The 20,370-nt window shown below is 70.2% G+C and carries 25 protein-coding genes; 11 read left to right on the top strand and 14 right to left on the bottom strand.

Annotation, left to right across the window (positions count from 1 at the left end; translation table 11 throughout):
* Positions 1 to 8: 8 nt before the first annotated feature.
* From NO930_RS04165 to arcD, 3 genes are all read right to left on the bottom strand, one after another.
* Positions 9 to 410, bottom strand: coding sequence for a DUF7993 family protein (locus tag NO930_RS04165; RefSeq protein ID WP_256402588.1), 402 nt, complete (start codon positions 408 to 410; stop codon positions 9 to 11).
* Positions 410 to 931 (bottom strand): DUF2240 family protein, encoded by a 522-nt coding sequence (locus NO930_RS04160; protein ID WP_256402587.1) that lies wholly within the window; start codon positions 929 to 931, stop codon positions 410 to 412. The genes NO930_RS04165 and NO930_RS04160 overlap by 1 nt, the downstream gene beginning before the upstream one ends.
* An 85-nt stretch (positions 932 to 1,016) precedes the next feature.
* Positions 1,017 to 2,510 carry an arginine/ornithine antiporter ArcD gene (arcD, locus tag NO930_RS04155; RefSeq protein WP_256402586.1) on the bottom strand — a complete coding sequence of 498 codons (1,494 nt, stop codon included), beginning with the start codon at positions 2,508 to 2,510 and terminating at the stop codon, positions 1,017 to 1,019.
* A 227-nt stretch (positions 2,511 to 2,737) separates the two neighbouring features.
* Here arcD and NO930_RS04150 point away from each other — a divergent pair, with 227 nt between their 5' ends.
* Entirely contained in the window at positions 2,738 to 3,721 is a 984-nt protein-coding gene (locus tag NO930_RS04150; RefSeq protein WP_256402585.1) for an NOG1 family protein, read from the top strand.
* 25 nt (positions 3,722 to 3,746) lie between these two features.
* Here NO930_RS04150 and NO930_RS04145 read toward each other — a convergent pair whose 3' ends face one another.
* Positions 3,747 to 4,130 (bottom strand): TlpA family protein disulfide reductase, encoded by a 384-nt coding sequence (locus tag NO930_RS04145; protein WP_137784136.1) that lies wholly within the window; start codon positions 4,128 to 4,130, stop codon positions 3,747 to 3,749.
* A gap of 150 nt (positions 4,131 to 4,280) precedes the next feature.
* Between NO930_RS04145 and NO930_RS04140 the strand changes: the two genes are divergently transcribed.
* From NO930_RS04140 to NO930_RS04120, 5 genes are all read left to right on the top strand, one after another.
* The gene (locus NO930_RS04140; protein WP_256402584.1) at positions 4,281 to 5,210 is read left to right on the top strand and encodes a PLP-dependent cysteine synthase family protein; all 930 of its coding nucleotides are present in this window, start codon (positions 4,281 to 4,283) and stop codon (positions 5,208 to 5,210) included.
* A gap of 90 nt (positions 5,211 to 5,300) precedes the next feature.
* Positions 5,301 to 5,699 (top strand): hypothetical protein, encoded by a 399-nt coding sequence (locus NO930_RS04135; protein ID WP_256402583.1) that lies wholly within the window; start codon positions 5,301 to 5,303, stop codon positions 5,697 to 5,699.
* A 94-nt stretch (positions 5,700 to 5,793) separates the two neighbouring features.
* A complete protein-coding gene (locus NO930_RS04130) occupies positions 5,794 to 6,642 on the top strand; it encodes a TatD family hydrolase (RefSeq protein ID WP_256402582.1) in 849 nt (282 codons plus the stop codon).
* A 94-nt stretch (positions 6,643 to 6,736) separates the two neighbouring features.
* The gene (locus NO930_RS04125) at positions 6,737 to 7,318 is read left to right on the top strand and encodes a DUF2150 family protein (RefSeq protein WP_137784401.1); all 582 of its coding nucleotides are present in this window, start codon (positions 6,737 to 6,739) and stop codon (positions 7,316 to 7,318) included.
* A gap of 124 nt (positions 7,319 to 7,442) precedes the next feature.
* Entirely contained in the window at positions 7,443 to 7,922 is a 480-nt protein-coding gene (locus NO930_RS04120; protein WP_137784400.1) for a DUF456 domain-containing protein, read from the top strand.
* Between the two features lie 29 nt (positions 7,923 to 7,951).
* Here NO930_RS04120 and NO930_RS04115 read toward each other — a convergent pair whose 3' ends face one another.
* From NO930_RS04115 to NO930_RS04095, 5 genes are all read right to left on the bottom strand, one after another.
* Positions 7,952 to 8,767 (bottom strand): DUF63 family protein, encoded by an 816-nt coding sequence (locus tag NO930_RS04115; protein ID WP_256402811.1) that lies wholly within the window; start codon positions 8,765 to 8,767, stop codon positions 7,952 to 7,954.
* Positions 8,764 to 9,213: a universal stress protein gene (locus NO930_RS04110; protein WP_049983071.1), complete on the bottom strand. Its 450-nt coding sequence runs from the start codon at positions 9,211 to 9,213 to the stop codon at positions 8,764 to 8,766. The genes NO930_RS04115 and NO930_RS04110 overlap by 4 nt, the downstream gene beginning before the upstream one ends.
* 58 nt (positions 9,214 to 9,271) lie before the next feature.
* Positions 9,272 to 10,192: a DNA adenine methylase gene (locus tag NO930_RS04105; protein WP_256402581.1), complete on the bottom strand. Its 921-nt coding sequence runs from the start codon at positions 10,190 to 10,192 to the stop codon at positions 9,272 to 9,274.
* Positions 10,193 to 10,298: 106 nt separating this feature from the next.
* On the bottom strand, positions 10,299 to 11,399 hold the full coding sequence (locus NO930_RS04100; RefSeq protein WP_256402580.1) for an NAD(P)/FAD-dependent oxidoreductase: 1,101 nt from the start codon (positions 11,397 to 11,399) through the stop codon (positions 10,299 to 10,301).
* A gap of 152 nt (positions 11,400 to 11,551) precedes the next feature.
* The gene (locus NO930_RS04095) at positions 11,552 to 12,064 is read right to left on the bottom strand and encodes a universal stress protein (RefSeq protein ID WP_256402579.1); all 513 of its coding nucleotides are present in this window, start codon (positions 12,062 to 12,064) and stop codon (positions 11,552 to 11,554) included.
* Between the two features lie 334 nt (positions 12,065 to 12,398).
* On the opposite strand from NO930_RS04095, the gene NO930_RS04090 reads away from it, so the two are divergent.
* Positions 12,399 to 13,760 (top strand): MFS transporter, encoded by a 1,362-nt coding sequence (locus NO930_RS04090; protein ID WP_256402578.1) that lies wholly within the window; start codon positions 12,399 to 12,401, stop codon positions 13,758 to 13,760.
* Positions 13,761 to 13,806: 46 nt separating this feature from the next.
* Here the strand turns inward: NO930_RS04090 and NO930_RS04085 are convergent, their stop codons facing one another.
* Positions 13,807 to 14,676: a DUF7260 family protein gene (locus NO930_RS04085; RefSeq protein WP_256402577.1), complete on the bottom strand. Its 870-nt coding sequence runs from the start codon at positions 14,674 to 14,676 to the stop codon at positions 13,807 to 13,809.
* Positions 14,677 to 14,832: 156 nt separating this feature from the next.
* Between NO930_RS04085 and NO930_RS04080 the strand changes: the two genes are divergently transcribed.
* Positions 14,833 to 15,579: a competence/damage-inducible protein A gene (locus NO930_RS04080; protein ID WP_256402576.1), complete on the top strand. Its 747-nt coding sequence runs from the start codon at positions 14,833 to 14,835 to the stop codon at positions 15,577 to 15,579.
* A gap of 99 nt (positions 15,580 to 15,678) precedes the next feature.
* Here NO930_RS04080 and NO930_RS04075 read toward each other — a convergent pair whose 3' ends face one another.
* The 3 genes from NO930_RS04075 to NO930_RS04065 form a co-directional block, all read right to left on the bottom strand.
* Positions 15,679 to 16,308 carry a flavin reductase family protein gene (locus NO930_RS04075; protein WP_256402575.1) on the bottom strand — a complete coding sequence of 210 codons (630 nt, stop codon included), beginning with the start codon at positions 16,306 to 16,308 and terminating at the stop codon, positions 15,679 to 15,681.
* Complete coding sequence (locus tag NO930_RS04070) at positions 16,308 to 16,790, bottom strand: VOC family protein (protein WP_256402574.1); 483 nt, start codon at positions 16,788 to 16,790, stop codon at positions 16,308 to 16,310. Before NO930_RS04070 ends, NO930_RS04075 begins: the two co-directional genes overlap by 1 nt.
* An 81-nt stretch (positions 16,791 to 16,871) precedes the next feature.
* The gene (locus tag NO930_RS04065; RefSeq protein WP_256402573.1) at positions 16,872 to 17,321 is read right to left on the bottom strand and encodes a DoxX family protein; all 450 of its coding nucleotides are present in this window, start codon (positions 17,319 to 17,321) and stop codon (positions 16,872 to 16,874) included.
* A 69-nt stretch (positions 17,322 to 17,390) separates the two neighbouring features.
* Here NO930_RS04065 and NO930_RS04060 point away from each other — a divergent pair, with 69 nt between their 5' ends.
* Positions 17,391 to 17,780 carry a winged helix-turn-helix transcriptional regulator gene (locus tag NO930_RS04060; protein WP_256402572.1) on the top strand — a complete coding sequence of 130 codons (390 nt, stop codon included), beginning with the start codon at positions 17,391 to 17,393 and terminating at the stop codon, positions 17,778 to 17,780.
* A gap of 53 nt (positions 17,781 to 17,833) precedes the next feature.
* Positions 17,834 to 18,295: a DUF7960 family protein gene (locus tag NO930_RS04055; RefSeq protein ID WP_256402571.1), complete on the top strand. Its 462-nt coding sequence runs from the start codon at positions 17,834 to 17,836 to the stop codon at positions 18,293 to 18,295.
* Between the two features lie 20 nt (positions 18,296 to 18,315).
* Here the strand turns inward: NO930_RS04055 and NO930_RS04050 are convergent, their stop codons facing one another.
* Positions 18,316 to 18,594, bottom strand: coding sequence for an acylphosphatase (locus NO930_RS04050; protein ID WP_137784734.1), 279 nt, complete (start codon positions 18,592 to 18,594; stop codon positions 18,316 to 18,318).
* Positions 18,595 to 18,726: 132 nt separating this feature from the next.
* On the opposite strand from NO930_RS04050, the gene NO930_RS04045 reads away from it, so the two are divergent.
* Positions 18,727 to 20,241 (top strand): phosphohexomutase domain-containing protein, encoded by a 1,515-nt coding sequence (locus tag NO930_RS04045; RefSeq protein WP_137784339.1) that lies wholly within the window; start codon positions 18,727 to 18,729, stop codon positions 20,239 to 20,241.
* Positions 20,242 to 20,370: the final 129 nt, after the last annotated feature.

Here is a 20,370-nt window from a genome sequence, read left to right as displayed (position 1 = left end):
CTCGCGCGTCACCGATTTTCAACCGCGTCGACGGCGGCCGCGAGCACCGGCAGCGCGCGCTTGACCTGCGCGCCGTCTTCGACGAACACGAGCGTCCGCGGCGGTCGAACCGCCTTCGGCCTGACGCGGAGGTCGGCGGCCGCGGCCGCGTCGGCCGCTTCCTCGACGGCCGCCCGGAACTCTATCCGGACGCGGTCGGGCTGCACGTACACGTCTGCGACGGGCGCGCGGTCGCGTCCGTCCCCGGCGTCCAGACCGATCCGATAGGCGAGCGCGCCGTCGGCCGTCGGCTCCACGTCGGGGTCGGCGTCCGCGAGCGCGAGGTCGCGGAGCCGTCCTCCGTCGCCCGAGACCTCGGAGGCGAGAAGCTGTGCGATCCGGACGCCGTCGGTCAGGCGGTCCGAGACCATCACGCGCCCTCCGGCGGCTCGTCCGATCCGGTCTCGGTACCGCCGATCGCTCCCTCCTCGTCCCCGCCTCCGCCGCCTCGCGCGAGGTCGTCTCGGACGTCGGCCACGAGACGCTCGACCGGGGCACCGTGCTCTTTCGCGTACAGCACCGCGGCGGCCTCGATGGTGACCGCGAGCGTCCGCTGGCGCTCGTTGATGCCGGCGACCGCGCGCTGTTTTTCGACACCGGCGGAGACGATCGCGTCGAGCGCCGTCTCGAAGGTGGACTGCTCGCGGAGGACGGACTCGTCGGGCGTGAACCCCTCCGGAATCACCACGTCGTCGGGGTCGAACTGCGTCACCAGGTCGCCGTCGACCGCGTCGAGGAGCCCGCGGCCGACGGCGACGTCGACGAGCCGCTTCGCTTGGTCCGGCGAGAACCAGTCGCGGTCGAGCGACAGCGCGACCACGAACTCGCCCTCGCCCAGCCGCTCTTTCGCTCGCTGTTTGAACGGGGCGGCGACGGCGACCTCTAGGCTCATGTTCGAACTGGGGTGTAGCGACGGCGGTAAACCTACCGAACTGCGGGTGTGGCGACCGCCCCGCCGGTTCGACCGGTCCGGGCCGTCAGTCGTCGTCCGTCGCGGTTCCGGCGGATCCCGTCCCCGCCGATCGGGGCGCGTCCTCGACCGACGTCTCGACTGCGCCTGCGGTCGACGCCGACTCGATCGTGTAGCCGGTCGCCGCCATCGCGAACAGTGCGAGCGGCGACAAGAACGCGAACAGGAAGTACGGCGCGTACTCGAGCGTCGGGACGCCGGTGACGCCGGTCATGTAGACCGCACCGGCGTGCCACGGGAACAGCGCGCCGGTCGGCGTTCCGGCCGCCTCGACCGCGCGGGACAGCTGGTCGCTGTCGAGGCCGAACTCGTCGTAGGTGTTCCGGAGCGTGACGCTCGGGAGGACGATGCTCATGTACTGCTGGGCGGTGAGCGCGTTGATGACGATCGCCGAGGCCCCCGTTCCGGCCACGAGGACGCCCGCGCTCCGGACGGCCGACGTGAACGCGTGGGCGATCACCGCGAGGACTCCCGTGCGCTCCAGTATGCCGCCGAGCGACAGCGCGGCGACGACGACCGTGATCGTCCAGGCCGAGCCGGTGAGCCCGCCCGTCGCGAGCAGGTCGTTCACCAGGTCGGAGCCCGATTCGGGCGCCGTCCCGTACATGAACGTGTCCCACGCGGCGACGAACCCGGCTCCCTGTACCAGGACCGTCGTGAACACGCCGGCGAAGACGCCCGCGACGAGCGTCGGGAGCGCGGCGTGCCCGCGAAGCGCCAGTCCGAAGGTGACGGCGAGCGGGACGAACGCGACGAGCGTGATCGCGTACGTCTCGCCGAGCGCGCCCTGAATTTCTGCGATCCGACCGACGGGGATCTCGCCGCTCGCGCGGAGGCCGAGCGCGAGAAATCCGAGCACTGCGACCCCGAAGGCGGCGACCGTGCCGGTCCGCATCCGTCGAATGTGCGCGTACAGGTCGGTGTTCGTCACGCCCGCGGCGAGGTTCGTCGTGTCCGAGAGCGGCGACTGCTTGTCTCCCGCGTACGCCCCGGAGAGAACGGCTCCGACCGTCATCGGTGCGGGAACGCCGAGGCCGGCGCCGATTCCCACGAAGGCGACGCCGAGCGTGCCGACCGTGGTCCACGACGACCCGATAGCGAACGCGACGACGGCGGCGACGATCGCGGCCGCGGGGAGGAACGTCGTCGGCGAGAGGATCTCCAGTCCGTAGTACATCAGTCCGGGAATCGTACCGGCGCTGACCCACGTGGCGATCAGCCCGTAGATCGTGAAGATGATCAACAACGCCTGCAGGCCCATCACGAGGCCGTTCGCGATGCCGTCGAACAGCTCGTCCCAGTCGTAGCCGAGCCAGAGGCCGAACCCGCCGACCGCGGCGATACTCCAGAGCAGCGGGGCGTGCGGGTCGAGCCCCAACACGGCCGACCCGACGCCGAGGAACGCCACGACGGCGACGATCGGAACCAGCGCCGCCGCGAGACTCGGTCGGCGGTCCGGGTCGAGGTCGTCGTACGTGGTGGGGGTAAACGCGTTCGTCATAGACGCATATATTCTTTTGAAGCATAAGTATATCTCGAAATATGCTCAAAAAGCATAATAATCGTTCATGCGTCTCAGCAGATCGAGGCCGTGGCCGCGGTCTGGCGGCCGGGGCGTCCCGGCGGCCGCACAGAGCCCGTTCTTCGCGCGTCCGACCGTGTGCCGCCGTGTCGCGCCGGTGGACGAACGGACGGTCTTATACGCGTCGGTGGGCAAGAGCCGCCAACATGATATTTGAGGGCCTCCCGACGACGCCCCGCTCGGAGGAACTCGTCGACAAGGCGTTCTCGCGGGCGGCGCGCGCCGGCCGCGCCAAGCGCGGCCACGAGGCGCAAGAGTCGATGCTGCGGACCGCCGGCAACGTGCTCTCGGACAACCTCGAGAACGTCGTCGTCTCGTGGCCCGACTTCGGGTTCGACGTCGACCCCTTCTACTACGAGTTGGCCGACGCCATCGTCGACGTGGACCGCCTCCGGCAGGCGCTCTCGCAGGTGATGTGGGCGAGCAGGCAGATCGAGGACCTGCGCGACGAGTACACCTCCAAGATCCGGAACTCCGACGTCGACACCGCGCGGAAACACCGCAAACAGGCGTTCGCGCGCATGGCGGACGTTATGGACCAGATCGAAGACGACCTGCGGTACATCGGCGACTCACGGGACCAGCTGAAGGTGCTCCCGGACGTCCGGCCCGACGAGCCCGCCATCGTGATCGCCGGCTACCCCAACGTCGGGAAGTCGTCGTTCGTCAACCGCGTCACCCGCGCGTCCAACGAGATCGCGGAGTACCCGTTCACTACCAAGGGCGTCCAGATCGGTCACTTCGAGCGGAACCACATCCGCTACCAGATCGTCGACACCCCCGGGCTGCTCGACCGGCCGGCCGACGAGCGCAACGATATCGAACGACAGGCCGTGAGCGCCTTGGAGCACCTCGCCGACGTCGTCGTCTTCGTGCTCGACCCCTCCGGCGACTGCGGCTACCCGCTCGACGTGCAGCTCGAACTGCGCGAGGAGGTCCGAGAGCTGTTCGGGGAGGCCGTCCCGTTCCTCACCGTGGCGAACAAACACGACCGGTACGACGCGGTCAAAGCCGAGTCCGTCGACGCGACGATGAGCGTCACCGAAGACGAGAACGTCGATACCGTCCTCGACATGGCCGTCGAGGCGGCCGCCTTCGAGCCGGACCTACCGACGCGCGACGGCGAGTAAGTCGTCCCGGTGACGGCCGAGTCGCTTAATGCGAGACGGGCGCGTCCGCGAGCTGTCGCGCGAGTTCCTCGGCGATCGATCCCTCGGCCTCCTCGACGAACCGAGCGACTTCCTCTCCGTCAGCGGTCTCGACGACGACCGTCGGGATGAGATCGATCCCGTACGCCTCCACCTGCGGTCCCTCCTTCCCGTCCGGTCCCTTCGTGACCGGGAACTCATCGATCCGGTCGTCGGGAACGCCGGCGGCGTCGAGCGCGGCGGCGAACGCCGGCAGCTGCCGTTGACAGTCGCCACACCAGTCGCCGCCCCACACCTTGAATCGGTAGTCGTCGGCCGCGAGCGCGTCGATCACTGCCTGGTCGAGCCCCTCGATGTCCGCGTCGCCGGGCGAGAGCGTTTCGAGCGTCATGGGGGCTGATACGTCGCCGTGGCTTGTAAACGACGCGCCGGTGGCAAGTGAACCCGCCCGAACCCCGCGGCCGGACCGCTCGTTTCGGACGGTCGCGCCTCTTGCCGGAGTCCGTCGAGCATTTGAGCGTCGGCCGTCTTCGGGCGAGTAATGAACGACGACGTTCTCGACGGGCTCGGGTCGCCGCTCGTGCGCGTGGACTCCCCGTCGGAGACGACGGTGGCCGCGAAGATCGAGTCGCGTAACCCGGGCGGATCGGCGAAGGACCGCCCCGCGCTGTACATGGTGGAGGCGGCCGAGGAGGCCGGCGACCTGGAGCCGGGCGACGGCATCGTCGAGCCAACCTCCGGCAACACCGGCATCGGACTGGCGGTGGTCGGCGCGGTGAAGGGGTACGACGTGACGCTCGTCATCCCAGAGGGGAAGTCGGTCGAACGCCGCCGTCTCATGCGCGCGTACGGCGCGACCGTCGAACTCGTCGACGGCGACATCTCCGCGGCGAAAGACCGGGCCGACGAGCTGGAGCGCGAGCGCGGGATGGTCCAGCTCCGGCAGTTCGAGAACCCCGCCAACCCCCTCGCGCACTACGAGACGACCGGGCCGGAAGTCCTCGATCAAGTCGGCGACCGCACCGTCGACGCGCTCGTCGCCGGCGTCGGCACCGGCGGCACGATCACGGGGACCGGACGCCGGCTCCGCGAGGCGTTCCCCGACGTGCGGATCGACGCGGTCGAGCCCAGCGACAACGCCGTCCTCTCCGGCGGCGAACCGGGCGTCGACGACTTCCAAGGGATGGGTCCCGGGTTCGTCTCGCCGAACCTCGACATCGACCTCCTCGACGAGGTTCACACGGTCGACATCGAGGACGCGGAAGCCGAGTGCCGTCGGCTCGCGCGCGAGGAGGGGATACTCGTCGGCCAGTCCTCCGGGGCCTCGAACCTCGCGGCCAAGGACGTCGCCGCCGAACTCCGCGACTCCGGCGCGTTCGCCGGCGAGGAGCCGCTCGTCGTCACCGTCTTCTGGGACAGCGGCGAGCGGTACCTCACCGCAGGCACCTTCGACGACCCGTCGGCGGAGTGACCGGCGTCTCGGTCCGGTCGCCGCGACCATCTCGGTACTCACATCTCGCCGATCCGGACGTTGATTACCGTTCGGTCCCTCACTGCCAGCGTGCACACGCGCGCCGAACGGATGTCTGACGGTCCCGACGGCGGTCCGAGCGACGAGGCCGCGGACCGGCGGTTCGACGGCCCGTGGCTTCGGTTCCTCGCGGTCGCCGTCGTCGGATGGGCGGTCGCGTACGGGCTCGACCGGGCGCTGTTGGCCGCCGGCAGCCCTGCCGGGGCCGCGGCGGCCTTCGCCCACGGGTACCTCCTCGCGCCGCTCGCGACCGCGGCGATCCTCCTCGACGCGCTCTCGCTCGCCGAGCGGAACGTCGCGGATCTCGGCGTTTTCAAGTGGCTGTACGCGCTCGCCGCGCTGGCTGCTCCGCCGGTGGCGGTCGTCTACTACGCGCACCGCGAGTGGCTGAAGCCCGAGGACGCCGCGCTGCTCTCCGATCCGCTGTAAGGACGCGCCCCTCGCCGGTCGAATCGTCGCCTCGCGGTCGAACCGTCGCCTCGCGGTCGGTGTATATAACCGCTGCCCGATTCCACTTGGACGCATGACCGACGATCTCGACGTCCCCGTGCTCGACAACCACCTCCACCTCGACCCGCGGCACGGTCGCGGGATCGAGGCCGTCGAAGAGTTCGCACGGCTCGGCGGCACCCACCTGCTCGTGGTGAACAAGCCCTCGTGGCTCCTCGGGGTCGAGCCCGACGAACCCGCCGACTTCCGGCCCGTCTTCGAGGAGACGATAGACGTGGTCGAACGCGCGACCGACGCGCTTCCCGGTCGGGCGTGGCCCGTCCTCGGCGTCCATCCGGGGCTGATCAGCCGACTCGTCGACGAGCGGGAGTTCACGCCCGGCGAGGCGCGGGACCTCATGCGGGGCGGGCTGGAAGTCGCGAGCGAGTTCGTCGCCGACGGCGAGGCGCTCGCGCTCAAGTCGGGGCGGCCGCACTACGACGTGAGCGACGCGGTCTGGGAGGCCTCGAACGACGTGACGAGACGCGCGTTCGAGCTGGGGGCCGAGCGCGACTGCGCCGTGCAGCTTCACACCGAGGCCACCGAGGACCTGACCGGTCTGGCCGCCGTCGCGGAGGAGTCCGGAATGGCCCCCGAACGCGTCGTGAAACACTACGCGGCCGGCGAACTGGCGGGAGCGACGCCGAGCGTGATGAGCGACAAGGATCGCCTCGAACGGGCCGCGGAGTCGGGCGAGCCGTTCCTGATGGAGACGGACTTCGTCGACGACCCCGACCGCCCCGGGATGGTGCTCGGACCGAAGACCGTCCCGCGCCGCGTTCGCTGGCTCCTCGAACGGGGGTACGACGGGGCTGTCCGGCGGGCACACGTCGAGACGCCCGCCGCCGTGTACGGGATCGACACCGAGGCGGCGCTGGAGTGAACCGTTGAAAATCCCGCCGTCGAGCGGGTGTGAGGCCGTCTCGCGGGGCGGTCGATAGGAAAGGCATTTGAGTAATCCGAGCGACGTACGCGGTATGACCGACGACGACGCCGTCGAAACGTTCTATACCGACGAACGCTGGCAGAACTGGCTCGACAGGCTCGAAGAGGAGGAACTCGACCCCGAAAACGAGGACTCGGCTCGGCTCCTCTTGAACCTGCAAGACGACGCGGCTATCGCCGTCGTGAAGGTGCTCGCGGCGTACGACGACGGCCGCATCGACGAGGACCGCGCGGTCTCCGAGGTCCACGACATCCGCGAGATCGTCCTCGCGGAGGTCTCGTTCGACGACGAGGACAAGGTCATGCTGATCGACGGCGTCCAGACCTCGCTCGTCCCCGTCTTCTACGCGGCCGAGGAGTACGTCGTCGGCGGCGTCGTCGAGGGCGACGTGAGCGAGTTCGTCCGCGCGGCCGCCGACGCCGAGGCCGAAGAGGACATCGACGCCGCGCTCGGCTACGTCGTGCAGGCCGGCACTCGGGTCATCGACGGCGAGACGCTCGATATCGACCTCGTCGAGGACCTGGAGTACGGGCTCGTCTCCGAGTGGGTCAACGGCCTCGACTCGCTGCAGTCGGCGATCGAAGACCCGGAAGTCGTCGAAGAAGAGGACTGAATCGCCGCCGGCTCGGCCCCGGCTCACCCCACGCTGATCCCGTTCGACGTGCTCGAATCCCGTTCGACGTGCTCGAATCCCGTTCGACGTGAACGGTTTTGCACTCGCGCGACGTTGCTCTCGTATGGCTTCCGCCGCCGCGATCGCGATCGCGCTGCTCGTCGTCTGGACAGGCAGTTCGTTCGTTCCGTTCGTGCCGAGTGGCATCCTCGCGGCGCTGACTCTCATCGGATACGCGTACACCACCGGATTCGCCGAACCGAGCGTCGTCGCTCTGCTGGCGCTCGTGCTGGTCTCTCTTCTGGCCTCTGCCGTGGAACTACTGTCGGGAGCGGTCTCCGGGCGGCTCGGCGGGGCATCGACACGGAGCGTCGCCGTCGGCACCCTCGTCGGCGTCGCGTTGCTGTTCGTGATGGGTCCGATCGGGCTCGTCGCCGGACTGAGCGGAACCGTGTTCCTCGCGAGCCTCGCGGAGGATTCCGACGATCTGCGCCTCGCGGTCCGACGGTCGCTGATCGCGGTCATCGGCGTCCTCTCGGGGTCGTTCGTGCAGGCGGTCCTGTTAGGAAGCGTCACCGCGGCGTTCGCATTCGCGGTGTGGTGACTCCGGAACTCACTCGACCGTCCACAACATCAACCAGCGACCGCGAACAGCAGCAGGTTGTGCGCCGCGGGACCGAGGCCCAGGGACGCGACGAACCCCAAGAACAGGTATCCCTCGGCCGGCGTCTCGCGGACGTACGCCGCGAACAGCCACGTCACGCCGCTCGCGACGACGAGCTTGACGAGCAGGAACAGCCATCCCTCGCCGAGAACGGGAACCGAGGGGAGCCCGGCAAGCTCGAGTAAGAACCGGGAGACTGGCGTCCGCTCGCCGAACCCGAGTTGCGTCGTACCGATCGCGGTCGAGACGCCGTCGAGCGCGTGACCGAACACCGCGAGCGCGCCGACGCCGCCGGTGACCGCCGCCTCGGGACGGAGGCGAGTGAGGCCGCTCCACGCCGCGGCCGCGATCGGCAGCGTCAGCGCCAGCGACGCGCCGGACCAGAACGCGCCGTCTGGCGACACGCCGGTCGCGAGCGCGAGCGCGGCGACCGGGACGAGGAGGGACGCGCCGCTCGCCGCGAGGGCGGTCGGCACGCGCTGCGGCCGGATCGCGGCGCTCGCGAGCCACGTCGCGCCGGCGAGCGAGCCCACGGTGAGGTAGACGGTCGGCGACCCGGCGAACGGCGCGAGCGCGGACGGGAGCGCGTCGACGACGTACAACACGTGCGCGGCGGAGCCGAGCGCCATCCACGGGGCGAGCGCGAGGACGTGACGGTCCGTGACCGCCGGACGGCGGCGACGGAGCCCCCCGGCGACCGCGCCGACCGCGAGCGCGACGGCGATCAGGTGCGGCAGCGGCGGGAGCGTCGTCCCCGCGGGCACGAGCGGAAACCCGCCCATCAGACGGAGAGGACGGGCTGGCTCGCGTACAGGAGGACGTACTCGGCCGCCTTCCCGAGCACCTCACCGGGGTCGCCGGAGACGGGTTCGCGCGGGACGACGATGAAGTCGGAGTCGAGCTCCTCCGCGGTGTCGAGGACGACGCTGCCGGGATGGACGGTCTTCACGCTCATCGAGAAGCCGTACGCGATGGAGTTGCTGTGGGGGACGCCCGCGGCCTCGGCGCGACGAGCCACGGAGTCGGTGAACGCCTCGGTGTCGTCGGCCACGTCGGCCTCGTCGACGACGCCGTGGTCGATCGCGCGGACCACGTCCTCGTCGAGCACGTACAGGGCGTGGACGCTCGCGTCGTACTCGGCGGCGACCGCGATCGCGTAGTCGACCGCCTCGTGTGACTCCTCGCTGCCGTCGACCGGCACGAGGACGAGGTCGATGTCGAGATCGGTCATACCCGAGTCGTCGTCACGGGTGGTGAAAAAGCCCGCCCCATGCGGTCGCCGGCGCGGATCAGAACTCCGGAAGCTCCCGCTGACCGCTTTCCCGGCGCTCGCTCGGTGGCACGTTCGTCGCGACGATCTCGTCGACCGCGTCGCGGTTCGCTCCGTCGCTGTTGATGGCGCGCGTGGCGTCTTCGATGTCGACGCGGAACCCCGCCTCCGCGTACGGCTCGGACATGACTCCGCTGTTGCTCACCACGATCGACACCCCGGCGTCGTCGAGGTCGCTCGCGACCTCGAGCAGTCGCGTCTGGTCCGCGCGGTCGAACCCATCGGCGCTGTACTCGGTGAAGCTCGCGGTCGCGCTCATCGGCTCGTACGGCGGGTCGAAGTAGACGAGATCGCCCGGCTCGGCGGCGTCGAGCACGTACGCGAAGTCCTCGTTTCGGACCGACGCGTCGGTCAGCACGCGGCTCGCGGCCCGAACCCGGTCGCGCTGCACCCAGTCGGGATTCGCGTACCGGCCCACCGGCACGTTGAACCCGCCGTCAGCGTTCTCGCGGTAGAGCCCGTTGTAGCAGGTCCGGTTGAGGTACAACAGGAGCGCGGCCTCCTGGAGCGGGTCGAACTCTCCCTCGTACGGCCGGCGGTTGAACCGCGCGCGCTGCTGGTAGTAGTAGCTCTCGACGGAGCGGCCTCGCGCCGTCTCCTCGGCGTACGGGAGGTCGGGGTCCGGCTCGGACTCGGGGTCGTCGAACGACCGCAGCCGCTCGACGAGCGCGTCCGGCCGGTCGCGGACCTGTTCGTAGAAGTTGACGAGCCGCGGGTTCGCGTCGTTGACGGTCGCGTCCGCGGGTTCGAGATCGAAGAAGACCGCGCCGCCGCCGAGGAACGGCTCGTGGTAGCGGTCGTAGTCGACCGGGAACCGGGCGTACAGCTCGTCGAGCAGCTGTCGCTTACCGCCCGCCCACTTCAGGATCGGCTCGGCCATGCGATGTCGGGAGTCGCCGGCGGGCGCGGATAAACGTCTCGGGGGAGTCGGCGCGTCTCGCAAGCGGGCGAGTCGACAGGCCGCACGGGTGACCGACGCCACGGGGTCACAAGCCGTCGGCGACGCGCTCTCCGACGTCGAGCCCGTTGCCGATCGCCGCGTGGAGCCGCGACTCGCCGGCGACCCAGTCGCCGAGGAGGTACAGCCCCGACCCGCGCGCCGCGTCGACCGGGTCGGTGTCGACCCCGGACTCGGGCAGCGCGTAGCGCCACCCCTGCGTGTCCGTCCAGTCCGGGTCGGAGAGGCGGTCGTCGCCGACGATCGCGGCCGCGTGCTCGGCGAGTTCGGCGGCGTTTTCCGCGGGGTCGCGGTCGTAGTGTGCGCGGGACCAGTCGTCGTTCGCCTGCACGACGAGCAGCGTCTCGCCGTCGGGGACGTGCCCCGCCTTGCACTCCTCGCGGGAGATCCAGCCGACGGCGTGGTCTTTGTCGGCGTTGACCAGCCCGTAGTAGGGCACGTCGATCTCGAACGGGTAGCGCGCCACCGTGGTCCAGATCGTGCGATACTCGACGGCCGAGACGGCGTCGACGAGCCGATCGCGGACCGGCGAGTCCCACTCCGCGGTCCGGAGGAGGTCCGCGGTCTGCGGTGCCGGCGGGTTCACGAGGAGCCGGTCGAACGGCCCCCACGCCTCTCCGTCCGCGTCGACGAGTTCCCAACGAGCGTCCTCAGCGCTCTCGTCGTCGCCGGCCTCACCGGTATCGTCGTCGCCGGCCGCGGTGTCGCTCCCGACCTGACGGACCGTCTCCACGCGGGTGCGGCGGTGGACGGTCGCGTCCGTCCGCGCGAACAGTCGCTTTGCGATCTGGGTGAGCCCGCCCCGATAGCTCCACTTCCGATCGTCGGCGTCGCGGCCGGGCGACACCGCGCCGTCGGCGTCGAAGGTGTACACGGGTTCGTCAATGTCGGCGAGCCCCTCGTCGTCTAGCGTCTCCGTGACGAGTTCGACGACGCGGTCGTCGTCCGACTTCAGGTAGTTCGCGCCGTAGTCGTAGGTCAGGTCTTCGTGTCGGCGGGTGGCCGCGCGGCCGCAGAGTCCGCCGGACTTTTCGAGCACTGTCACGTCGGCGTCGGGAGCCGCGTCCGCGAGGACGAACGCCGCGGCCGCCGCGGCCGCCCCCGCGCCGACGATGCCGATGTTAGTCACGTCCGTCGTACGTGTCACACTCACTTAACCGGTGGCGTCGGGGCGGACACACGCCGGTCTCGGCGTCGTCCCGCTCCGAGCAGAACAGCGGATTGTGGACCGACTCTGTCCTCGGCCCGAATCGTCTTCGACCCGACCCGTCCGCTTCCGACTCAGTCGTCCGCGCCGACGACCAACACGGGCGCGGACGCCGCACGCTGCACTCTCACCGGGAGCGTCTCCGGGTGGACGAGCCGATCGAGACCGGTCCGGCGCGCGGAGCCGACGACGATCAGGTCGGCGTCGTGGGAAGCGGCGAAATCGAGCACTTCCTCGTGGGCAGTCCCGTACCGGAACCACTTGTCCACGTCGACGCCGACCGCCGCGCCGCGCGACTCGGCCGCCTCGACGAGCGTCTCTCCCTCGCGTTCGTGTCGCTCGACCGCCATGTCCCAGTGCTCCGTGGTGTCGACGACGTACAGGGCGTCGACGCTCGCACCGTGGGTGGCCGCGATCTCGACGCCGGCGTCGACCGCGGCACGGCCGGCGTCGGTGTCCGCGGTGACGACGAGCACGCGGTCGAAGAGCGATCCGGCCGAATCCGACCCCGAGGGCGCGGCTGCTGGCGAGTGCGTGACGGTCGATGGGCTGTTCGGCGAGTCGGAGGCGTCTGAGTCGGCTGACATGGTGTCGGTGCCGGCCTCGCCGATCGGCGAGCACCGGATTCTCTCGAATACGCGTAGGAGCGGCCGCCTCTTAACGGTTTTCGACAGGATAAACGATTATCATTATCTATGTCTCGATCGAGATCGATACGGAATTTCTCACGGATATTGTTCGACGATCGCAGTCCGATCGGGGGAGATGCGATACCATCGCATCCGTTCGCGACCGCGACGGCAAGAACGACTGCAACGGCGCGTTTTAACTGGCGAGTCGGTTTGTACCGGAACGACGCGGACCGTCACAGGGGAGGCCACATGATATCCACACACACCGCCGACGCGACGGAGCGAACCGATGGCTGACGGAGAGACCGACGGAGGCGTCGACTACGCGCGCCGCGCGGCCGACACGCTCGGCTTCTCGCGGTGGTGGCAGATCCTCGCCGCGGCGGGGATGATGGCCGCGGTGAGTCCGTACCAGTACGTGTGGTCCTCGATCGAGCAGCCGCTCGCGGCGAACCTCGACATCGCGCTGCCGGCGCTCGGCGCGGTGTTCTCGTTTTACGTCGTCTTCCAGTCGCTCTCGCAGTTTCCCGCCGGGAAGTGGCGCGACCGACACGGGCCGAAGACGCTGACGTTTCTCGCCGCGGTGCTCGCCGGTGGAGGGTACGTCGGGCTCGCGTACGCGACCGCGGTCTGGCAGCTGTACCTGTTGTACTCGCTCGGGGCAGTCGGCGTCGGGATCGTCTACACGGTCGCCGTCAACACCGCAGTCAAGTGGTTCCCCGACCGCACCGGCCTCACCACCGGCATCGGAACGATGGCGTTCGCGGGCGGGAGCGCGCTCGTGGTCCCGTACGTCCGCGCGAACGCCACCGTCGGCGCCTACGCCGATGTCCTCCGGAACCTCGGCGTCGCGATCCTCCTCGTGACGCTCGTCGGCGCGTACCTCCTCCAAGACCCGCCGGACGACTGGCTCGACGACGACAGCGACGAAGACAGCGACGCCGGCGACGTCGGAGACGGCGGAGAGGAGGTCGTCTCGGAGCCCGCCGATGCGACCGACGACAGCGGCGTGGCGGCGTCGCTTCGCGGCCGCGACTACGGGACCCGAGAGATGCTCTCGACGTGGCAGTTCTGGCTCCTCTACGCCATGTTCATCGCGACCGCCGGGGCCGACCTCATCGTCACCGCCAACGTCGTGCGGTTCGCAGACCACTTCGGACTGGCCGCGGTCGTGGCGACCGCCGCGGCGACGCTCCTCCCCGTCGCCGCCGGCGTCTCGCGCATGATCCTCGGCGAGGCGTCAGACCGGTTCGACCGCACGTGGGTGATGGCCGTTTCGTTCGTCCTCGCCGGGGTGTTCAGGCTCGGCCTCATCGGTGCGGGCCGCGCCGAGGCGGGGATCCCGTTCGTCGCGCTCGTGATGGCGGCGATGTTCTTCTCCTCGCCGCTGTACGTGTTCTTCCCCTCGATCGTCGCGGACTACTACGGCGCGTGGAACTCCTCGGGCAACTACGCCGTCCTCTACACGGCGAAGGTCGGCGGCGGCGTCTTCGCCGGGACCGTGGCCGGCTACCTCGTCGCCCGGTTCGGCTGGGAGCCGACGTTCGCGCTCGGCGGTGCGCTCGCCATCGCCGCGGGCCTCGCCACGTTCCTGTTGCGCCCGCCGAGCGACGCGGGACTCGGCGGCGACGAGAGCGCGGCCGCGGACTGACCGCCCCTCGACTGTCGATCGGTGGAGCAGGCTCCGTCCGCCGTTCTCACGTCTCGCCCGCCGCCGCCCGCTCGATCGAGTGACGAAGCGCGTCGAGCCTGTCACCGACGTCACCGACCGCCGCGAGGACTGGATACGTCACCGGAAGGTCCTGGTACAGGTAGGTCTGCACGTCGGCGTCGTCGGCGAGCGCGAGCGCGCGCTCGGCGTCGGCGATCGCTCGCTGACGCCGGGCGGCGATGCGGTCGCAGTCGGACGTGAGGGCGTCCGTTCGCGCGCGACACGCGTCGAGCGCGCCGAAGTCCGCGTCCGCGTGCACCTCCTCGGCCATCGCCTCGCGTTCGTCGGCGATCGCCGCGAGCCGCGATTCGGCGCGTGCGACGGACTCCGACTCGGTGTCGATCACGTCGAGGAACCGCTCGCGCTCGTCGATCGCCGCGTCGACGGCGTCGACCAACGACCGCTTGTACTCCGCGTGGAACCGCGAGGTCCGCGTGAGCGCGAAGCCGAGCTCCGGACCGAACTCCTCGCGGACGCTCCGCTCGTAGGTGTCGTCGTACTCGACGTCGTAGTGGGGGACCGACATCACCGTCTCGACGTACGCGTCCCTGACCCCGACCAGCCCGGAGCCGGCCGGCGCGCGCGTGTCGATCGGCTCTCCGGAGTCGGCGACGCCGGCGTACCCGGAGACGTTCCGAACCCGTTCGGGACCGCCGCCCCCGGCGACACCGCGTGCCGACGCGTCCCAGCCGTCGCCCGGATCGATCGGCTCCGACGAGATCGATCCGACACGCGTGCGGAACGCCCGGAACGCCTCCCGCTCGTCGCCGACGCGACGCCGCTCGACCCGAATCGCCTCTCGGGCGTCGTCGAGCGCCCCGAGGCCCGTCGGGCGTGTACCGTCGGCCGTGGTCATACCCCACGCCTCGCGGATCGCCCACCTAAGCGTGTATATGAGGCGTATCGGGCGCTGGGGAGCGGTATTGAGCCCTCTATAGCGAACACGTGACGGTCGCGGACGGCGGACGCGAACGGGAAACGCACATCCGTCTCGGCGTCGTACACGGGTCCGATGGAGGTCGCGTTGATCACGGTCGGCGACGAGTTGCTCTCGGGGGACACGGTGAACACGAACGCGAACTGGCTCGCGACCGAGCTCGGCGACCGAGGGGTCGCCGTTCCCCGGATCCTCTCGGTCCCCGACGACAGGCCGGTCATCGCCGACCGGGCGCGCGAGTACGCCGACGCCTTCGACGCCGTGATCGTCACCGGGGGACTGGGGAGCACGCCCGACGACGTGACGATGGAGGCCGTCGCCGACGCGTTCGGCCGGGAGTTGGCCCCGACTGACCTCACGCGAGAGGCCGTCGAACGTCGACTCGCCGTCGTCCGCGAGCGGATCCCCGACCGCGACGTCGACGTGGACGTCGACGCGGAGGCCGCGATCCCGACCGGGAGCAGGCCGCTCCTGAACGAGGCCGGACTCGCCCCGGGCTGTGTCGTCGAGGGCGTCTACGTCATGCCGGGCATTCCCGACGAGCTGAAATCGATGTTCGGCGCCGTCTCCGACGAGTTCGCCGGCGACCGCCGGTCGCGGTTCCTCTACACGGTCGAACCCGAATCGAACATCGTCCCGGCGCTGGAGGCGGCCATGGATCGCTTCGACGTCGCCGTCGGCTGTTACCCCGACCGCGAGGCGGACCACAACCGCCTGAAGGTGACCGGGACCGACGAAGCGGCGATCGACGCCGCGGTCGAGTGGCTGCTTTCGAACGTCAACGCCAGCGAGGAACCGGTGCGCCGCGGCTGGGACGACTGACGGACGCGTCCGCGAGCGGGTCGGACGGCGGAGCGAACGGCCCGCCGTGCTCGCCGGTCGGCCGCGACGCCGAACGCGACGCCGACCGTCTCGCGGCCGCTACGGCGGCCGCTCGATCTCGTATCGGTCGTCGGTGCTGGCGTACCACTCGCCGGCGAGCCGACCCACCGTGTCGAGCCGATCGACGTCGATCTGGCCGTCGGTGAGAACGGACTCGTCGGCGTGGGCGTAGACGACCTCACCGAGCACCAGCGTCGAGGTGCCGACCTCGACTGCGTCGTACAGTTCGCACTCCAGTCCGACGGCCGCGTCGGCGACCCGCGGCGCGTCCACCCGAGCCGCCTCGACGCGCTCGATCCCGACGTGGTCGAACTCGCTGTCTCCGGCGTCGAGCGTCGCGCTCGACGCGTTCATCGCCTCGACGAGGTCGGCGGTGACGACGTTGACGACGAACGCCTCGGTTTCGAGCGCGTTCGCGAGCGTGTCCTTCGGGTTCGCCTCGGTCGCCACCGGCGCGAATCCGACGACCGGCGGGTCGACCGCGACGACCGTGGAGAAGCTGTACGGCGCGAGGTTCTCACCGGCCGGCCCGCGCGAGGAGACCCACGCGATCGGTCGGGGCGTCACCGCGGTCGAGAGCAGCCGGTACGGCGATCCGAAGGCGTCCGGCCCGCCGCTCCGGTGGGTGTCGTCGCCCGCGCGGCGGGTGCCTCCCTCTTCGTCCGCCATCAGCGCTCGTACCCCCGCTCGAACGGGTCGATCTCGTCGCTGCCCGGTTCCTCCTCGTCGCGAGTGAATCCCGGCCCCTCCGTGGCCAGTTCGAAGACGAGCCCGTCGGGATCGCTGAAGTAGATGCTCTTGAAGTACGTGCGGTCTTTGATCTCGGAGACGCGGACGCCCCGCTCGCGCAGGTGTGTCTGCCACTCGCGGAGCGTCGCCTCGTCGTCGACGCCGAACGCGAAGTGGTGGCTCGCGCCCGGCCCCGGCGCGCCCTGCGAGTTCGGATACTCGAAGTAGGTGACGGTGGTGCCGGGCTCGCCCTGGGGCGTGGACGAGAAGTAGTAGTGCGGCGTCCCCGGGTCGTCGTAGTTCTGGGTCCGCTTGACCGTGTGCCAGCCGAGGGCGTCCTCGTAGAACGCGACGGTCTCGTCCATGTCGGTGCAGATGTTCGTCACGTGGTGTAAGCCGGTGGTGGGTGGCGCGTCGGTCATGAATCCTGTGTCGGGAGTCGTCGCGGAGTCAGTTAGTGATACTGGCGAGCGGTCCGAAGCGACGAAGAGCGCCCCGCCGGCTCAGAACAGACCGACGCCGAGCGCGTACGGCCACGCGGTGCCGCCGACGGCGAGGAGCGCGAGCGCCGCGCCCGCACCGTAGACGTTCTTCAGGAAGCTCGTCATCTCGCTCTGCTTCTCCTCGGGGTCGTCGACCGACCAGAAGTCGTGCATCGTCACGGCGGAGACGACGAGGAAGGCGGCGAGCGCGCCCGCCGAGAGCACGGGGAACGCGCCGGCGGCGACGCCGACCCCGCCGAGCGCGAGGAGGAGGCCCGAGGCGACGACCGAGAAGCGCGGGGCGGGAAGCCCCTTGAACTCGGCGTAGCCGGCCATGGTGTCGAGGTCACCGAAGTGGTTCAGTCCCATGAACGCGAGCGTCGCGCCGAACAGGACCCGACCGAGCAGGAACAGTTCGCCCGCGAAGGGCGTGTCGAACTGAAGCGGTAGCGTCGTGATTTCAGCTAACATCGTGTAACTACGTATACGGACGTAACCTATATATCGATTCCCGGACAATCGGGTAAGCAGGTAACACCGATGTCCTCACCAGAACTCGCCGACGGGGATCCGACGGAGACGGCCGACGCCGCGTCCGGGTCGGACGCGGCGTCCCCCCCGGAGACGCCGTGTCCCGTCGTCGACTCGCTCGAACAGATCGGATCGCGCTGGCGGCTCGTCGTCCTCCACGAGCTGTTGAACGGCGAGTCGCGGTTCAACGAGCTGAAACGCGAGACCGACGCCAACGCCCGCACCCTCTCGCGCGTGCTCGACGACCTCCAAGAGACGGGGTTCGTCGACCGCCGACTCGAAGAGGACTCGCCCGTGGCGACCTACTACAGTCTCACCCCGAAAGGCGAGTCGCTCGCGCCCGTCTTCGAGGAGATCGACGAGTGGGCCCACGAGTGGCTCGCCGAGTGTAACGCCTGACCGACGTTTCTGCCGGCGAAACGCACACCACCGTCCGGCCCCAACGACTCGCCGTGTACGCCGGACTGAAGAACACTCCCTGTTGTCTGTGCGGCCGCGACGACACCCACACCCGGATCGCGGTGCCGCCGCGCGCGCTCCGGCTCATGGAGAACGGCGAACCGATCGCGTGGCGCGACGTGGTGGGGACGGTGACGCTCCGCTTTTGTGCCGACGACTGGGACCTCGTGCGCGACCTCGCCGTCGAGATGGACACTCACCCGCTCTCGCGGTGTAACGCCGCGCACGTCTCCCTGGACCTCCGCGAGGACCACGAGGCGCTGCTGTCGGCGACGAAGGCCGAGACGGATCAGACCGAGCTAGAGTCTCGGCTGGAGCGCGAAGCCGAAGCAACTCTCGACGCGGTCGACGACCCGTACACCGAAGAGCGCGACGTGGTCGAGGCGGTGATCGTGTTGCGCGCGCTCGAAGCGCTCGGCGTCCGCGACCGCCCCGGAGACGCGGTCAGGCCGTAGCCGCTCGCTCGGCCGAGCAGTCACCATCTGACCTCGAAGCCGTCGAGGCCCTTCGGCTCCCCGTAGGTCGCGTCGACCTCGTCGACCTCGGCCGCCTTGCTCCCGGTCTCACACCAGTCGACCATCTCTCGAACGGCCGCCTCCTCGCCCTCGAAGACGGCCTCGACGCGGCCGTCGTCGAGGTTGCGGACCCAGCCGTCGACCCCTACTTCTCGGGCGGTGTCGCGGGTGGTCGCGCGGTAGTAGACGCCCTGGACGCGGCCGGAGACGTGCACGTGTGCTCGCGTTCGATCGGTCATCGGTCGGCCGTGCGTCCGCGAGCGTTGTAACTACCACGGCCGCCGGTTCCGCCCGCTTCCAGACTCGCCGCGACCCACTGTGACCCGCTCGCGACCGACGACTTCTAACGACTCGCCCGCGACACTCCGACCATGGAACTGTTCGGAACCGCGGGAGTCCGCGGGAGCGCCACGGAACGGGTCACCCCCGAACTCGCGCTCGCCGTCGGGCGGGCGGTCGCGGCAGCGGTGCGCGAGAGCGAGTCGGTCGCCGACGGCGGGGACGAGAGCGACGGCGGAGACGCGGACGCCACGGAGGACACGGACGCCACCGACGCCGCAACGAATCCGGCCCCCGAGGTCGTGATCGCGCGCGACGGACGAGTGACCGGCCCGGCGCTCTCGGCCGCGATGGAGGCGGGAGTCGCGTCGGGCGGCGTCGCGGTCGAACGCGCAGGTCAGCTACCGACGCCGGCGCTCGCGTACGCCTCGCAGGGGCGCTACGGCGTGATGCTCACGGCCTCGCACAACCCGCCGGCCGACAACGGGATCAAGCTGTTCCGCGACGGCAGCGAGTTCGACCGTGACGCCGAGCGCGCCGTCGAGTCGCGCGTCGAGGCGGGCTCGTCGCCGGCGGCGTGGGACGAGTGGACGGACCCGGAGCGCGTCGACACGCTCGCGAGCTATCTCGACGCGGTGTGTGAGTACGCGGAAGCGTTCGGGACCGACCTCGACGGACTCCGGATCGCCGTCGACTGCGGAAACGGAATGAGCGCGCCGGCGACGCCGACCGTGCTCCGCGAACTCGGTGCCGACGTCGTCACCCTCAACGGGAACGTCGACGGCCACTTCCCCGGTCGCGGGAGCAAGCCGACGCCGGAGACGCTCGCCGACCTCCGTGCGTTCGTCGCCGACGCCAACGACGCCGGCGAGGGCGGAGACGACGCGGGGTTCGCCTTCGGCATCGGTCACGACGGCGACGCGGACCGGATCGTGGTCGTCGACGCCGACGGTGAGGTCGTCCACGAGGACACCGTCCTCGCGATGCTCGCCGAGCGGTACACCCGCGAGAGCGACGCCGCAGACCCGGTGGTCGTCACCACGCCGAACGCCTCGGGTCGGATCGACGAGCGCGTCCGGGCGGCCGGCGGGCGGGTCGAGCGCGTGCGGCTCGGAGCCCTCCACGAGGGGATCGCGGCCGTGCGGGAGACGGCGACGGCGACCGGCGACGACACTCGTGTCGTCTTCGCCGCGGAGCCGTGGAAGCACGTTCACGTCGGGTTCGGGGAGTGGATCGACGGCGTCGCGTCCGCGGCCGTGATCGCTCGGCTCGTTGCCGACGAGGGGCTCGACGGGCTCCGAGAACCGATCGCGGAGCGCCCGTATCGCAAGGTCAGCGTCGACTGTCCCGACGACGCTAAGACCGACGCGATGGCGCGGCTCGAAACGGCCCTCCCCGACGCGTTCCCCGACGCAGACGTCGACACCGACCACGGCGTGCGCCTCGAGTTCCCGGACGCCTCGTGGGTCCTCGTCCGTCCCTCGGGGACCGAGCCGTACGTCCGCGTGTACGCCGAAAGCGACGCCGTCGACGAGCTGATCGCGGAGACCGAAGCGGTCGTCGAGACGGCCGTCGGAGCGGTCGCTGACGCGACGGACGTGGAGTGACGCTGGCGGCCGCGTCGGGCCGCGGATGCAGGTGTGCGTCGGGCCGCGGATGCAGACGCATGTCGGCAGAGACGCGGCCAATGACGCCCGCGAGACGCCCGGAGCGACGAATTTATGGCTCGCTCGCGC

This window comes from Halorubrum salinum, assembly GCF_024494575.1.
Taxonomy (GTDB): Archaea; Halobacteriota; Halobacteria; order Halobacteriales; family Haloferacaceae; genus Halorubrum; species Halorubrum salinum.
This window is presented reverse-complemented; position numbering and strand designations above follow the sequence as displayed.